Source organism: Methanobrevibacter boviskoreani JH1 (assembly GCF_000320505.1).
GTDB lineage: Archaea > Methanobacteriota > Methanobacteria > Methanobacteriales > Methanobacteriaceae > Methanarmilla > Methanarmilla boviskoreani.
This window is the reverse complement of the sequence record NZ_BAGX02000020.1, coordinates 1-14,398: the sequence shown is the minus strand read 5'-3', so window position 1 is coordinate 14,398 and position 14,398 is coordinate 1. Positions and strand designations below refer to the sequence as shown.

The window sequence follows — 14,398 nt, the reverse complement described above, 5'->3', positions numbered from 1 at the left end:
TAATTATATGAATTATAATGAAAAAGCTTTGGAAAGCATTAAAGAGTTAAATCCTGATTTTAATTTAGAACTGGAAACCACAGATCCGGAATTCATTGAACTTTTTAGAAATTTTTTATTTGGTGAGGCTAATGTTGAAAGTAAATTGGATAAAAGAAGTAAATTTCTTGTAATACTTGCTACACTTATTACAAACCAATCATATAAACTTTATTTGAAAGTAGTTAAAACAGCATTGAATAATGGAATTAAACCTGTTGAAATTAAAGAAGTGTTATATCAATCCACCGCGTATATAGGTATGTCAAAAGTCTATGATTTTTTAGATTTGACCAATAAAATATTTAAAGATGAAAATATTAGCTTGCCCTTAGAAAGTCAATCAACAACTAATTTTGAAAACAGAAGAGATGAAGGTTATAGGATTCAATGTGATTATTTTGGAAAGGAAAACATTGATGCTATGTTTAATAATGCTGTTGAAGGTCAAGAACATTTTAATGAATTTTTAGCAGATTACTGTTTTGGAGATTTCTATACCCGTAAAGGTTTATCAGATCAGGATAGGGAATTAATAACCTTCACTTTCATTGCCAATTTACGTGGTTGTGAAAATCAATTGAGAGGTCATACTGCTGGTAATTTGGCTGTTGGTAATGATAAGGATAAATTAATTTCGGCTATAACAATTATGTTACCATTTATAGGTTTTCCAAGAACTTTAAATGCTGTAGCTATTGTCAATGAGATTTGCTCAGATTAATCTTTTCCGGATTAATAAAAAAAGTATGCTTTTAAAGTTCTTTTTTACATTCTTAATTTTATTAAATCTTATGATACTTTTTTTATTTTTAATTAATTGTTTTAAAAGTAGTTTATTTTATAAGTTTTATTATTGACTATTTTTTATTTTTAATGGCTTAAAATAGTATATTTTAAAAATTGGTATATTTTTTCTTTTTTTAATAGATATTTTAGAATAGTTAAAGAGATTATCTTTAACTATATTATTATCTATTCTCTATTTTCAAGATCCTCCGCAACTTTTTTAGCTACATATTCTCCTGAAAGTAACATTCCACCAAATATTGGACCCATACGTGGAGAACCATGTACAGCATTTGCAGCCATTCCTGTAACATATAATCCAGGGTAAATTTCAGTAACATTCTTTAAAATATTACCCTCAGCACGGTCAGCCCACATAGAACCTTCTCCCATGACGGTTCCAGTCTGGGTTTTAATTTTCCTACCTAATTTTTCGGTAACGATTTTAGTTACTTCGGTTGGATGTCCTGTAGCATCAATTAAAGCTTTTGATCTCATGGTCAATGGGTCAATATGTAATCCTGCCATTTCAACAGAACTCCAGTTTAATACTACTCCATTGATTCCGTTTTCTCTAATTAAAACATCTTCAATAGACATTAAGTTAAATATTTTAAGACCTGCTTGTGTAGCTTTTGATGTTAGGGTTGAGGTTGATTCAATGGAATCTACTATATAATATCCTTCCTCATATTCTTTGGATCTGATTCCAAATTCATCAAGGATTCTTTTTCCTTCTTCTTGAACGACGACTTTGTTGAACATCATTCCGCCACCCCACATTCCGCCACCAATGCTGAGCTTACGTTCGAATAATGCTACTTTATATCCTGCTTTTGCAAGATAATATCCTGCTACAATTCCTGATGGACCTCCTCCACCAATAGCTACGTCCATATCTGTATAGTCTAATAGATCTTCCATATATTCTTTAACAATTCCTTTTGTAACTGTTATATCATCTAGTTTTACCATTTTTTTAAAACCTTTAAATTTTTGTGAATCAATTGTTTCACAATAGTTATTTAATTTTAATAGTTAAAGCTTTTTTCTATTATTCCCTTTTTATCTTAGAATTTATTTAATAATTTAAATCTACGCTCTAAAATAACCTTAATTTTTTAAATTAATTTAATTTTAACAATTAATTCTATTTTGTTTAATGGTTTTTTGAAATGTTTTTAGAAATTGATTTTTAAAAAACGAATTTAATTCATTATAATTAACTTTAAATTAGTTTGAAACTGATTATTTTAAAAATAAACTTTAAATTATCATTTATCAAAATTCAAAATACTTTTGTTATTGATTGATAAAATCCTGAAAAACAAGTCTTAAATTAGTTCAATAAGCTATAAGTTTTTTTTTTAAAACAAGGTATTTTTTAAAAAACAGTATTTTTAATAAATCATGTCATTGAAAAACAGTAGAAAGCTTTTAAAAATAAAAATAAAATTTAAAAAAGAGTAATTAAATTCCAGTTAAGGAATTTAAATTAATCCAACATCTGTAATTTCAGCACTGTTAATATTGTCAAGGTTTCTGATAGCTTCTTCGGTAGGTTCAGTTCCACCTTCACTATCATCAACAATAAATTTTACATTTAATGCTACTAATCCAAAAGCAATTGGTTCTTCTTCAATAGCATGTAATTTTGCTTCTTTAGGAATAACATTAGTGATGTTGGTTTTTAATTCTTCTAAATCTACTTCCGGACTTTCAGGCATTACTTTTAAAGTTGCTAAAACTTCTCCCATTATAATCTCCTCTTTAATAATAAATTTTAATTTTAGTATTGATTTTTTAATATTTTAATCTTATGGTCCTTGGAAACCACAATCACATGTGTAAGTGTGACCAAAGGTACGACATTTTTCGCATCTTGCGATTACTTTACCACATACTGGACATTTGAATTGTACATATGGTTCAGTAAGTGGAATTTCTTGTTTACAAGATTGACATATTACTTTTTCCATCTTTAAACACCTTTAATTAATGTATATTTAAAATTGTAATTATGGTCTTTATCTTGAATTATAGAGTATACTCTATTAGGATATTTCCCATTTACAATAAAACAATCAGTCCCGAATTTTATAAGCAACGAAGGCAGCATTAAGTCAACTGATGTTTCATCAAAAGTTAGTAGTTTTTTTGCATCAATTTCATTAATAAATTTTGAACCTTTCGTATTTGGTTTTCGGGTATATATACCATTTACATTTGTAACTATTAAAAGCTTTGCATTTAGAAGGTGTGATATGTATGCTGAAATTGAGTCGGAGGTTACTTCCCATGAGTGTTTGAATGGTTCATTTTCTTTTAATATTTCACTACATATTAATATGGGGATTTTTCCTAAATCTGATATTTTGTTAGCTTCCTCAAGAGTGTATGCAATTTCTGTATGTTCTATTTTATCGTTTAATAATTTTGATATTATTGTCATACATTCTATAGCTGTTTCATCGGTTACATCGGCAGAAAATCCTTTATTTTTATCATATCTTCGAATTAAATTGGCAAATTCTCCCCCACCTGTAACAATAAGTGATTTAGTACCCTTTATTTTTTCTGCAACCTTTATGGCATCAGTTGGAAAAAGGCTACCCCCAATCTTCACTACCCATTCAATAATAATATCACCCATCTTGTTTTTTGATTTTATTAGTAAATCTAAAGTAGTTTTAAATCTCCAGTTATTTTATCAATTATCTCATCCTCATCAGGACCGATGCCTAAACAGGTAATTGTTGAGGAGGGTATCTGTGTTCTTCCAGCATCGGTAATTAAACAATTTGGGATATTGTTTATTTTAGCTATTTCCTTAAGTTCATATAATTCCTCAAGGGATTGAACCTTTAAAACTACCTTGGCACTACCGGAATTTTCCCATTTTCTAATCTTTTCTTTGTCTGTTTTTTTATAGGATCCAATTGCTGCATGGCAACATTGTGCGGCAATCTTTCCTTTTCCCATTTTTAAATCATTTCTAACTACAATTGCTTGTTTCATTTATATTCGTCCAATTCTTATATTTGAAAAATAGTTATTATAATATATCTTAATTATTATTTAATTAATCTTATGAATTTTTAATGTGCTTTTAATTTATCTTTTATAAATTTTTTATATGATGATTGATATAAATAATATATTATATTTAAGTTGTTTCTTAAATTATTTTAAAAAATTTTAATTTATTAAAATCTTTTTTATTAATCTAATTATAATTATTTGATTAAATGATTATTATTTTATTTAGAATTATTTTTATATTAAGGAGATAGTATGAGCCGTATTTCTATATTAGATAAGGAGAAATGTCAACCTAAAAAATGTAATTATGTTTGTATTGATTATTGTCCTGGAGTAAGAATGGAAGAGGATACTATAATTATTGATGAGGATACTAAAAAACCACTTATTTCAGAGGAATTATGTGAAGGATGTGGAATTTGTACCAATAGATGTCCATTTGATGCTATTTCAGTAATCAATTTACCTGAGAAATTAGATGATCCTATTCACAGATATGGTCAGAACATGTTCGAATTATTCCATCTTCCAACCTTGAAGGAAGGTAGTGTGGTTGGTTTACTTGGACAGAATGGTATTGGAAAATCCACAATAATGAGAATTCTATCTGGTGAACTTATTCCTAACCTTGGTGACTGGGAAAGTGAAGCAAGTTGGGATAAGGTCATTGATTATTATAGTGGTTCTGCACTTCAATCCTATTTTAAGAAGTTGGCTGCAGGTGATATAAAGGTTATCCATAAACCTCAGGCCGTAGATGTACTTCCTAAAGTTGTGAAGGGAAATGTTCGCGATTTGCTTACTAATGTTGATGAGAGAGGTAAACTAGATTATGCAATTGAAAATCTTAATTTAGAATCTGTTATTGATAGGGAAATGTCTAAATTAAGTGGTGGTGAACTTCAAAGAGTAGCTATTGCAGCGTCAATACTCCGTGAAGGGGATTTCTATTATTTCGATGAACCTACATCATGGTTGGATGTAAGACAAAGATTAAATGCTGTTAAGGTTATCCGTTCACTTGCAGAGGAGGGCAAATCCGTTCTTGTAATTGAACACGATTTAGCAACACTTGATGCATTATCTGATAATATCCACATCTTATATGGTAAACCTGGAGGATATGGTGTTGTATCTGGTATGAAAGGTGTAAGGGTCGGAATAAATGCCTATATTAATGGTTACTTGAAAGAAGAAAATGTCAGAATGAGAAAAACACCTATCGAATTTACAATTCGTCCGCCTACTCCTGAGGACGACGGTGATGTATTGACAGGATATGAAACTATTAAAAAGGATTATGGTGGTTTTAAAGTAGAGGCAGAGGCAGGTGAAATATTTAATGATGAGATTGTAACTGCATTTGGTTCTAATGGTATTGGTAAAACAACCTTTGCAAAGATGCTTGCAGGTGAAATTAAGCCTACCGAGGGTCAAGTGGATACCGAGGTGGAAATTGCATATAAACCACAGTATATTGTAACCGACTTTGAAGGTAGGGTTCAGGATTATCTATATATGAATGCCCCTAACTTTGGCTCAAATATCTTTGAAAGCGAAATTGGTGAACCTTTACAATTAAAAGATTTACTTGATAAGGATGTTAAAAACTTAAGTGGTGGGGAACTCCAACGTTTAGCTATTGCAACTACTTTAGCACAGGATGCAGAGTTATACCTTTTCGATGAGCCTACTGCATTTTTGGATGTGGAGCAAAGACTGGTTGCAGGTAAAGTTATAAGGAAAATAGTGGAAAGTAGAAATGCTGCAAGTTTAATAATAGATCACGATATTGTATTTATTGATTATATATCTGATAGGGCTATGGTATTTAAAGGAAAACCGGGTATTGAAGGTCATGCAACATCCCCTGCGGATTTAAGAACTTCAATGAATACCTTCCTATCCGATTTAAATATTACATTTAGACGTGATAAGGAAACTAAACGTCCACGTGTTAATAAGTTGGACAGTTATCTTGACCGTGAACAAAAAGAAGCTGGGGAATATTATTACTTAAAAGATTAATTGCCTTTAATCTTCTTTTTTTTATTTATTGAAACTTATTAAAATTCAATTTTTAATTTAATAATAATTATTTTTTTAGAAGGGTCTTATAATTTATCTGATTTTAAAAATTATGTATTTTTTAAATAAATGTTATAAATTTTTAAGTAAAATAATTAATAAAAATAGATTTTCTATTTTTATATTATAGTTTATTTATTGATTGAAAATGGATGTTATTTAGAAAATGGATTTTCTAGTCATCTTATCTATTTTTAAGTCATACTTTCTTTTAATGGTTGAATAATCCTTACTAAAGAAGGGACATTTTTCAATACATATTTCGCAGCCGTCATGGTATCCGGTACACTTTTCCTCAATAAGATTGCCTTTATGGTCAAATGCTTTCTCAGGACAATGCATATTACATTTACCACAGGTTAGACAGTATTCCACAATCCATTTAAAATCATCAGCTCTTACTTTAGGAAAATTGGTAATTGAGGTAGCTATTGCAAAGATTTTAGGTGCAGGTCCTTCCTTGAAAATTACCGCTTTATTTCTTCCAATCCTTCCGGTTTTTGAATCCTCTGCACATTTTTTGATCTCTTCCTCAAGTTCTAATGGATCCACCACTTCACTAAAGAAACCGTTTTTCCTTAAAAAATCGGATAATTTGTAAACCCTTGTAATAATTTCGTCAAATTTATCAAGTAAACCTTCAGATTCATAGTATTCTGGATTTAATCTTAGAAATTCAGGGTCCATTGGTGTTCTAAGTAGAATTATATCCTTTGCATTTTCAGGAAATTTGTCTTTAAGTCTATAGTGAATAAGGCCATAACTGATTCCATTGAAATTTAACTCTTTTCTATATTCATCAAACTTTTCAAATAGTTCGTCGCTTATTTCACTTTTAAACCCTTCGGGATTTTCCACTTCTGATTTATCTTCAATATTCAAGTTTCCAAACATAATCTCAGATCTTTAAATTCTTTTAAAAAAATTTATTATCTAAATATTTACTTATCACAATTAGTACTACTATATCTTTCATATAATTTATTTTTTATTTAAAATATTATCTATACTATTTTCAACCTAAAATTTAGTTTCATAAATGGTAAAGAGTGTTTTAAATTGTATAAATAACTATCATGTTTGAATCTGTTAAAAAAAAGTAGAAGCATAATTAAAAATTATAATAAGAAAGTTTAATTTTAAGGGAATAGTTTAATGATCGGTGGATATTAAATTTGCTCCGCCTACCTGAATATCACTATTTAATCTAATTTTATTATGTGTGTCATTGGAGCTTATGTTTCTCAAACTAGTTCCGCCTAATTCAATATTATTGGATTTTACCTCGAGACTGTCTGTCTGGATATTTAATCCGCCTACATTAATGTTCGAATCGATATCTGTGATACCTGAAGGTGTTCCCATAACATTCATTCCACCAGTGTTTATATTATTGTTTATTAGATAAACACTTCCATTATTCAAATCAATATTCGCTCCACCAGCCACTATGTGATTATTAAATCTTAGAATGTTTCCGTCTGTTGCATTAATATTAATTCCACCTGCAGTAATATTACTGTTAATGATATAAGTGTATTTGTCACTTAACACAATGCTGTTATCGGTGTTGTTTGAACTAACATTCACATTAACGGAATCATTGTTGTTGTCATAACTTACTTTCGTATTGTTCTGCATGCTACTTGAAACGTTGTAATAACTGTCTGTATTTGCAAATTTAATGTTTGTTCCACCACTGATTTGATTGATATTTAAATTCACTATATGTGTGGTGTTTGTACTGTGGTTTAAATCTTTGGCATTTAATGTGGCAATATTATATTTTTCATTGTCATCATTATCATTACTTGAAATGTTTGCGCTAATCGTAACTGCACAGATAGATAGAATTATCCCAATTACTATGATTATACCTAATATTTTATAGTTGTTCATAATAATAACCCCACTACAATTCCAATTAGAATAAGAATACCATATGCGCTTAGGAATGATTTACCATAACCAAATTTATAAACATTGTTTACTGCAGAGACTGTAATGATTGTTTTCATTAAAAATACAAGTAATAAAATAGGTATTAATATTAAAAATTTACCTGTAGCAGCAAAGAGTCCTATTCCAATAATTAGGATTATGTCTGTCACATATCCATAACACATTAAATTGTATAATGTGCTGAATTTCCCTTTTCCTTTAAAAATCATTGCAAATAGATATGTTAATCCACAATGAATTAATTTAAAAACCATCAAACCTATTATGGAAACCAGGATAAGCAATATTGTTATCACTGCACTTTGTGTTTCCATTCCTATTAATAGTCCCAAGATAGCCACATAAAAGATTAAAGAGACAATTCCCTCATAATCTTTTTGTCCATCCTCTTTCTCTTTAAATAAAGTATCTGGATCTATTAATACTTTAGCAGAATTTATAAAAAAATTTTCAATTCTGGATTTCATATGCTTATTTTAAACACTTTTATATTTATGTTTATCTATTTTTTTCTAGCTAAACTTAATTAGTAAATTAACAAACAAATATTGGGAGATTGTTTTTAATTTTCTAGATAAATATATCTGTAAAGTTGAAAAATAGAATTTTCAATTGTTATTAGTTAGTTATAACTGTTTTGGAGCTTGTTCCATATTTTGAAAATAAAATATTGTAGATATATTATCTGATTGATTTAGAAATAGCTGTTTTTTAAAATCTGGTCTTTGATATTTGATTGTTGTAAAAAAAAGGGTATTAAATGTTAAAAATTGAAAAAAGTATAAAAAAAGGAATAAAAAGTTTTCACCTATTGTTGGTATGTTTTAAGTATTTATTTGGTTCTTAAAGCTTCGACCGCTTTTGGGAACTCTTGGCAAAATACTTCTATCTCTTCGGTAGGTATTGAGAAACTTATACGTAAATAATCGTCTCCATATAATTTACTTGTATAGTTTCCCTCCCTTGTGAATATGTCCTTTTTTAGAAGATAACTGGACATGTCCTTGGCTTTAATACCTGCGCCGGTTAAGTCTATCACCATCATATTCGCATCTACAGGATAGACAGGTAGGTAAACACCATCAACAGTATCAACCATATCTTTAATTAATTCCTGATTATGGAAGGTTGTTTCTCTTATTTTCTTAATCCATTTTGGTTTGGATTTAAGTGCAGCTATTCCACCTTTCTGTGCAATAATGTTTACTCCTAAGTCATTAACAACCACATTTTTAATGGTTGCAATAAGTGGCTCCGGTGCAACTACTGCCCCAAGTCTAACTCCTGCCATTCCAAATATTTTTGAGAAACTAAATATTGTTAAGGTGTTGTTTGGTGCATATTTAGCTACAAGTGTGTGTTTTCTTGCAAAGTCTTTATAGGTTACATCGTGAATTAAATAGATATCATTTTCTATTGCAATTTGAGCAATTTCTTTAATTTCCTCTTCAGTATATGCGGTTCCAAGTGGATTAAGCGGATCTATCAATACAATGATTTTTGTGTTTTCATCGATGTTTTCCCTAATAAGTTCCGGTGTTAATTTATAGTTACACTCTTTGTTATAAATTGGAACATATTTCACTTCTTTTGCAAATCTTTCAGCAAATGAACCAATGATTAAATAACCAGGATCACATGTAATTACATTGTCTTTAGGTTCTAAAATACTGTGCATACATAAATGTAAGGATTCGGTTGCTCCTGCTGTAACATATACAGACATATCTTCAAGGTCTAAATCCTTTAAGATAAGTTCTTTTAATTCTGGAAAACCATCTGGAGCAGGATATTTACAATATTCTTTCTCCTTGAGACACTCTATCATTGCATCGGAAATGTCGTCCTCATCATGTAAATGGTTTGTGTTTTGGCCCATCCAAATAAGATCCTTATTTTCAAAGGTGTAGTTAAAAAAATCATTTGATGATTTAAATCCTTTTGGTGGGATTTTAGGTCTCTTGTTATATTTTTTCTCAGGAATATTAATCTTATGTTCCTTTTTGATCTTTGTTTTATTCCTCATTTTACCACAAAATTAGCTTTTTAAATAATAATTATGAATAAGTTTAATAATAATTATAAAGTATATAATTCAACTTTTTAATATTTATTTTTAGTTATTAATAAAATTATTTATAAATTGGTTTTTCTATTAACTTATGTTTTTTAAAGTATTAAAATTAAAGTTAAAAATCTGGGAATTATTGTTTTTTTAGTTGTATTTATATTATATGAACCTCAAAGATAGTTTTAATATCTTTTTGAAAATGGTGATGTTTTTTGAGTTTTAGAACTAGAAGAGTGTTGTTTTTTACACCATTTTACATGTTATTTTACTTTTTCCTTTTGAAATATACATTTTTATTATTTGGTGGATTAAATGACTTTTATACCTTGTCTATTACAGTTATATTAGGTTTGCTTGCTTGTGTGCCTACTTTATTGGAGGAGAAAAAATCAAGAAAATCCGTAAGGATATTGGCTAAACTCTATGGTTTTTGGGCTTTCTGTTCATTGTTCCTACTGATGGATATTATAATCATTTATTTCTTAGGTGTTTTTATTAGGGTTCCCTATACAATTAAATGTATCCTAATTTTATTGGTGCCAATGATTGGAATATATGCTTACTATCATGCCCATCAACTTAAGGTTAAAGAATATGAGTTAGATGTTAATAAGATAACCCATGATTTAAATATTATACATATTTCAGATATTCATTTTGGATTTTTAAATAATAAGGGATATTTAAATAAGCTTGCAGACAAATTAAAAGAATTATCCAATACCTGTGATTTAGTTATAATCTCTGGTGATTTGGCAGATGGATCCTGTTTAATTGAGGAAGATGACTTTTTACCATTAAAGGATGTTAATATTCCAATAATATTTACACCAGGTAATCATGATTATTATCCTGGAATTGAGAATGTATACAGGGCAGCTAATAAGGCAGGCTTAATTGTCTTAGATAATGAAAATATTGAAATTGGTGATTTAAATATTGTAGGCAATTCATTTAGTTTTGGTGATATTCCTAATTTAACTTTTGAGGAATTAGATAATATGATTAATCTTAATAAGCTTAATTTAATTGTTTATCATACCCCTTATTATTTTGAGGAATTTTCTAATCTAGGTTTCGATATTCAACTATCTGGTCATACCCATGGGGGTCAATTCTATCCAATAATCCTCTCTGCTGAATTGATTTTTAAATATAATAAAGGTTTATTTACAAAAGAAACTCCTCAAGGTAATCATTATCTATCAGTTAGTACTGGTGTCGGTGTAATGGATTATCCCGGAAGATGGGGAACCGACTCGGAAATAGTTGTATTAAAATTGAGAAATTCTAATTAATTTTTTTTTTGAAGTAATCAATATTTTTCTATTTCAATAATTTTGGCTATTTTTCTATTATACATGATATCTGTAAGATAAATTATGATTTTATTTATTTTAAAGATTTAAAAAGAAAATGGGGTTTTTCATTGTTTTTTATAATATTTAATAATCATTAGCTATTTTTTCTAGTATATACGATATTTGCAAGATAAACTAAAACCCCTACAAAGAAATATATCAATACTTGAATATCCAATATTCCAGTTTCAATTCCTAAGATTGTGTAAGTTAAAAGTAAACTGTAAAGGCCTATGTAGAAATAATTTCCAGTGATTTTTAATAGCTTATATCCTATTCCAAGAATAAAACCAATTAAACACATGCCAACTGCAACACCTATCCTTCCAAAGTCTATTAACATAGGTCCGATTATTGTCGGTGTAATTGTAACTCCGCTTCTCCATGAAATTAATTTTCCCACCATCATTCTAGGACCATAATCACTACCTGGAATACTTTTAAGTATAAATCCTCCATGCATTAATCCAAGATTTCCTGATAATGCATTTAATAAATCAAGAACATGGATTGTAAAATCCGCTCTACTTTGTAATGTGTAAAATGGATTTGTACTTGTTGTAATTAACATCTCATTTACTGATCTTAAATATCCGATTCCTATAATGCCTGCCAAACCTATTAACGCAAGGACAATTACCTCTCCAATAGAAACACTATCTCCATAATAACCTATAATGATCATTAAAAGTAATATTGCAAGTATTGGAGTTCTATAGGCTAAAAACAATAAGAGAACAATCCCAGTTAAACTTAATGAAAGGAATCTAAATCTTACTTGGCTTCTTGTTAATTTTCCTTTCTTCATTAAACAAACATAATAGGATTCCATAATTCCTATTCCAGGTATCATTAAAAATACAGGCATTGTAAGTGCAGCTATTAATTTATATCTTAATGAGGGGGTAAATAAAGGAATTCCTTTAACATATCCTATATTTATAAAAAAGAATATTAATCCAATTAAAAATAGTGTGAACCCTACAGAATAAATGTCCTTGGGATTAAAATCAATAATCCTCTTATTGTTGTTTTGATTGTTTAAAAAGAATTTCGGAAGATAAAGTGCGCCTATTGTAAATGCAATCAAACCAATGATGATGGTTATAACTAGGGAATTAGATGCCGCTTTAAGTCCAAATATTAAAAATAGACTAAACAAAAGGATTATAATCATTGGATTAAATAAATCCTCATTTAAGATTCTGCTTTTAAGATTAATCCTATGATTTGATGGATAGAATTTAAATAAATATGAATTGGTCCATTGTCTGTCGAAAAATAAAAAAATGGTATGGATAATTGTAAAGAATAATGATTCTTTAAATTCCCTTTCAATTGTTCTACATATTTTACATATGATAGAATAGATATAACTCATTTCAAATCCTCATTCTTTAAATAATCCTTTATTACTACTTCTGTATATTGTTTAATTAATGTGTTTAATGTTGGTAACATTGTAATTGTTCTTAATAATATTTAATTCGTCATCGGTACAGTTATAGATTCTTATTTTGATTGGTTCTGTTTTACCACTGAAAGATTTATAATCATGATTAGCTATTTTTAAATCCTCATATTTTGACCTTGAAACTTTGATTTGGAATTTATTTCCATCCATTTTTATAGATGGCCTTTTTGTGATCTTAAATAAATCGTTATTAATGTTTTCAAGGGAAATACCATCAAGGCTATTTAAAGATATAATTGTGGAAACCTCGTAATTATTGTATTTTTCAAGACCTTTATATAGGGATGAGAAGCTATTAATCTCTATCGGGTCTATAGTAAGCTCTGTAACGTTTCCATATTTTTGTCCGTCAACTTTTAAGGTCATTTGATCAATGTAAATCTCTGCATTAGGATTGTCTTTATATGTTCCTGCAAGTAGTGTATTTCCACTATCATTAACTAACACTAACAGATTTTTAGTATTATCATCATAACACCATAAAACGTTACCTGAAATACTTACATTCTCTCCAGTGCTAGCATTCGTACCTTGTATGTCAGTACTTACAATTTCTCCTTCATTGTAAAAATCAATATATTTTTGATAAACCTTATCAAGTGTTGATGAATCAAATGAAGAGGAATCCTCCTGATTAGTTCCTGGTGAAATATGTAGAACTGCAACACATGCGACTAATATAATAACTATGATTATTATTATATCAATCCAAGTTATCTTATTTAGAAAATCCGGTTTTTTCATATTTATAACCTTTATTCGTCTTTTTCATTATAGATTGCACCGGTAGGGCATACAAGCATACACTCTTCACAATCATCACATAAGTCTTCATGGATTTTAATTGTGTATGCTATTTTTTCAATTGCCTCGTTTGGGCAAACATCAATACAATCTAAGCAAACTCCGCACTCTTCAGAATCTATTTTCAAATTAACACTACCACTAATTCATAATCTCATATCAATCTTTTTAAAATGAGTTTTTATTATTCCTTATAGTTTTAAATAATATTACATTATAATATATTATATAATATTTGTAAAATATATTTATTAAATTATCTTTAAATTTATATAGTGTTTTTGACAATATATTTTATTATAAGAATTATTTTTTAAAATTTTTAATTTTTTCAAAATTTTTCATAGTTTTTCCGTAACCTTTATATACTATGAAAACAAAAATAATTATGTTGTATGCAGGGGTGCCCGAGTGGCCAAAGGGGGAGGACTTAAGATCCTCTGGTGTAGGCCTTCGAGGGTTCGAATCCCTTCCCCTGCACTATCTATTTTATATTATTATTTTTTTTCATGCTTTAGTGGCTCAGCTGGTAGAGCGCCACCTTGGTAAGGTGGAAGTCGGGGGTCCGAATCCCCCCTAAAGCTTTGTCTATACTATTTTTCTTGTTTTTTATAAAATTTAGTTCATATTGTCTATTTTTAAAAGTATTGTTAGATTTTAATTTTATTAACATCTGTCTTAGTTTATTTTAATTTTTTATTTTTAGAAATTTTGGTTTGTTTTTAGTTAGGTTAAATTTTTATACAATAATAATATTATTAATAAAAT

15 protein-coding genes and 2 tRNA genes are annotated in these 14,398 nt (G+C 28.6%); 5 read left to right on the top strand and 12 right to left on the bottom strand.

The features are described 5' to 3' along the window. Positions 1-7 precede the first annotated feature (7 nt). Positions 8-763, top strand: a complete 756-nt coding sequence (locus ON24_RS04100; RefSeq protein WP_040682049.1) for a carboxymuconolactone decarboxylase family protein — start codon at positions 8-10, stop codon at positions 761-763. Positions 764-1,014: 251 nt separating this feature from the next. On the opposite strand, the gene ON24_RS04095 is transcribed toward ON24_RS04100, so the two are convergent. The 5 genes from ON24_RS04095 to pth2 form a co-directional block, all read right to left on the bottom strand. Next, positions 1,015-1,803 (bottom strand): sulfide-dependent adenosine diphosphate thiazole synthase, encoded by a 789-nt coding sequence (locus ON24_RS04095; protein WP_016359031.1) that lies wholly within the window; start codon positions 1,801-1,803, stop codon positions 1,015-1,017. Between the two features lie 515 nt (positions 1,804-2,318). After that, the gene (locus ON24_RS04090; protein WP_016359030.1) at positions 2,319-2,585 is read right to left on the bottom strand and encodes an elongation factor 1-beta; all 267 of its coding nucleotides are present in this window, start codon (positions 2,583-2,585) and stop codon (positions 2,319-2,321) included. Positions 2,586-2,645: 60 nt separating this feature from the next. Next, the gene (locus ON24_RS04085) at positions 2,646-2,807 is read right to left on the bottom strand and encodes a zinc finger domain-containing protein (RefSeq protein ID WP_016359029.1); all 162 of its coding nucleotides are present in this window, start codon (positions 2,805-2,807) and stop codon (positions 2,646-2,648) included. Between the two features lie 2 nt (positions 2,808-2,809). After that, the gene (locus ON24_RS04080) at positions 2,810-3,481 is read right to left on the bottom strand and encodes an amino acid kinase family protein (RefSeq protein ID WP_016359028.1); all 672 of its coding nucleotides are present in this window, start codon (positions 3,479-3,481) and stop codon (positions 2,810-2,812) included. Between the two features lie 26 nt (positions 3,482-3,507). Next, positions 3,508-3,846, bottom strand: a complete 339-nt coding sequence (pth2, locus tag ON24_RS04075) for an aminoacyl-tRNA hydrolase (RefSeq protein WP_040682048.1) — start codon at positions 3,844-3,846, stop codon at positions 3,508-3,510. A 276-nt stretch (positions 3,847-4,122) separates the two neighbouring features. On the opposite strand from pth2, the gene ON24_RS04070 reads away from it, so the two are divergent. Then, a complete protein-coding gene (locus ON24_RS04070; RefSeq protein WP_040682047.1) occupies positions 4,123-5,898 on the top strand; it encodes a ribosome biogenesis/translation initiation ATPase RLI in 1,776 nt (591 codons plus the stop codon). A gap of 219 nt (positions 5,899-6,117) precedes the next feature. Here the strand turns inward: ON24_RS04070 and ON24_RS09210 are convergent, their stop codons facing one another. The 4 genes from ON24_RS09210 to ON24_RS04050 all read right to left on the bottom strand — a co-directional run bounded on the left by ON24_RS09210 (position 6,118) and on the right by ON24_RS04050 (position 9,946). Then, complete coding sequence (locus ON24_RS09210; RefSeq protein ID WP_040682046.1) at positions 6,118-6,852, bottom strand: hypothetical protein; 735 nt, start codon at positions 6,850-6,852, stop codon at positions 6,118-6,120. Positions 6,853-7,110: 258 nt separating this feature from the next. Then, the gene (locus tag ON24_RS04060; protein ID WP_040682045.1) at positions 7,111-7,857 is read right to left on the bottom strand and encodes a hypothetical protein; all 747 of its coding nucleotides are present in this window, start codon (positions 7,855-7,857) and stop codon (positions 7,111-7,113) included. After that, positions 7,854-8,387, bottom strand: coding sequence for a YIP1 family protein (locus ON24_RS04055; protein WP_040682044.1), 534 nt, complete (start codon positions 8,385-8,387; stop codon positions 7,854-7,856). Before ON24_RS04055 ends, ON24_RS04060 begins: the two co-directional genes overlap by 4 nt. A gap of 365 nt (positions 8,388-8,752) precedes the next feature. Continuing rightward, the gene (locus ON24_RS04050; protein ID WP_016359022.1) at positions 8,753-9,946 is read right to left on the bottom strand and encodes a pyridoxal phosphate-dependent aminotransferase; all 1,194 of its coding nucleotides are present in this window, start codon (positions 9,944-9,946) and stop codon (positions 8,753-8,755) included. A 257-nt stretch (positions 9,947-10,203) separates the two neighbouring features. Between ON24_RS04050 and ON24_RS04045 the strand changes: the two genes are divergently transcribed. After that, complete coding sequence (locus ON24_RS04045) at positions 10,204-11,289, top strand: metallophosphoesterase (protein ID WP_040682043.1); 1,086 nt, start codon at positions 10,204-10,206, stop codon at positions 11,287-11,289. 157 nt (positions 11,290-11,446) lie between these two features. Here ON24_RS04045 and ON24_RS04040 read toward each other — a convergent pair whose 3' ends face one another. Genes ON24_RS04040 through ON24_RS04030 form a run of 3 tightly spaced genes read right to left on the bottom strand, consistent with a single transcriptional unit; the run spans position 11,447 to position 13,758 of the window. After that, the gene (locus ON24_RS04040) at positions 11,447-12,733 is read right to left on the bottom strand and encodes an oligosaccharide repeat unit polymerase family protein (RefSeq protein ID WP_040682042.1); all 1,287 of its coding nucleotides are present in this window, start codon (positions 12,731-12,733) and stop codon (positions 11,447-11,449) included. A 51-nt stretch (positions 12,734-12,784) separates the two neighbouring features. After that, positions 12,785-13,570 carry a hypothetical protein gene (locus ON24_RS04035; RefSeq protein ID WP_040682041.1) on the bottom strand — a complete coding sequence of 262 codons (786 nt, stop codon included), beginning with the start codon at positions 13,568-13,570 and terminating at the stop codon, positions 12,785-12,787. 11 nt (positions 13,571-13,581) lie between these two features. Next, complete coding sequence (locus tag ON24_RS04030) at positions 13,582-13,758, bottom strand: 4Fe-4S binding protein (RefSeq protein WP_016359018.1); 177 nt, start codon at positions 13,756-13,758, stop codon at positions 13,582-13,584. Between the two features lie 269 nt (positions 13,759-14,027). On the opposite strand from ON24_RS04030, the gene ON24_RS04025 reads away from it, so the two are divergent. After that, positions 14,028-14,110, top strand: a tRNA-Leu gene (locus ON24_RS04025). Between the two features lie 31 nt (positions 14,111-14,141). Further along, positions 14,142-14,214, top strand: a tRNA-Thr gene (locus ON24_RS04020). Positions 14,215-14,398 lie beyond the last annotated feature (184 nt).

Bases quoted from the DNA above. Each gene is read 5' to 3' on its own strand.
- ON24_RS04100 (WP_040682049.1), top strand. From the start codon at position 8: ATGAATTATAATGAAAAAGCTTTGGAAAGCATTAAAGAGTTAAATCCT.
- ON24_RS04095 (WP_016359031.1), bottom strand. From the start codon at position 1,803: ATGGTAAAACTAGATGATATAACAGTTACAAAAGGAATTGTTAAAGAA.
- ON24_RS04090 (WP_016359030.1), bottom strand. From the start codon at position 2,585: ATGGGAGAAGTTTTAGCAACTTTAAAAGTAATGCCTGAAAGTCCGGAA.
- ON24_RS04085 (WP_016359029.1), bottom strand. From the start codon at position 2,807: ATGGAAAAAGTAATATGTCAATCTTGTAAACAAGAAATTCCACTTACT.
- ON24_RS04080 (WP_016359028.1), bottom strand. From the start codon at position 3,481: ATGGGTGATATTATTATTGAATGGGTAGTGAAGATTGGGGGTAGCCTT.
- pth2 (WP_040682048.1), bottom strand. From the start codon at position 3,846: ATGAAACAAGCAATTGTAGTTAGAAATGATTTAAAAATGGGAAAAGGA.
- ON24_RS04070 (WP_040682047.1), top strand. From the start codon at position 4,123: ATGAGCCGTATTTCTATATTAGATAAGGAGAAATGTCAACCTAAAAAA.
- ON24_RS09210 (WP_040682046.1), bottom strand. From the start codon at position 6,852: ATGTTTGGAAACTTGAATATTGAAGATAAATCAGAAGTGGAAAATCCC.
- ON24_RS04060 (WP_040682045.1), bottom strand. From the start codon at position 7,857: ATGAACAACTATAAAATATTAGGTATAATCATAGTAATTGGGATAATT.
- ON24_RS04055 (WP_040682044.1), bottom strand. From the start codon at position 8,387: ATGAAATCCAGAATTGAAAATTTTTTTATAAATTCTGCTAAAGTATTA.
- ON24_RS04050 (WP_016359022.1), bottom strand. From the start codon at position 9,946: ATGAGGAATAAAACAAAGATCAAAAAGGAACATAAGATTAATATTCCT.
- ON24_RS04040 (WP_040682042.1), bottom strand. From the start codon at position 12,733: ATGAGTTATATCTATTCTATCATATGTAAAATATGTAGAACAATTGAA.
- ON24_RS04035 (WP_040682041.1), bottom strand. From the start codon at position 13,570: ATGAAAAAACCGGATTTTCTAAATAAGATAACTTGGATTGATATAATA.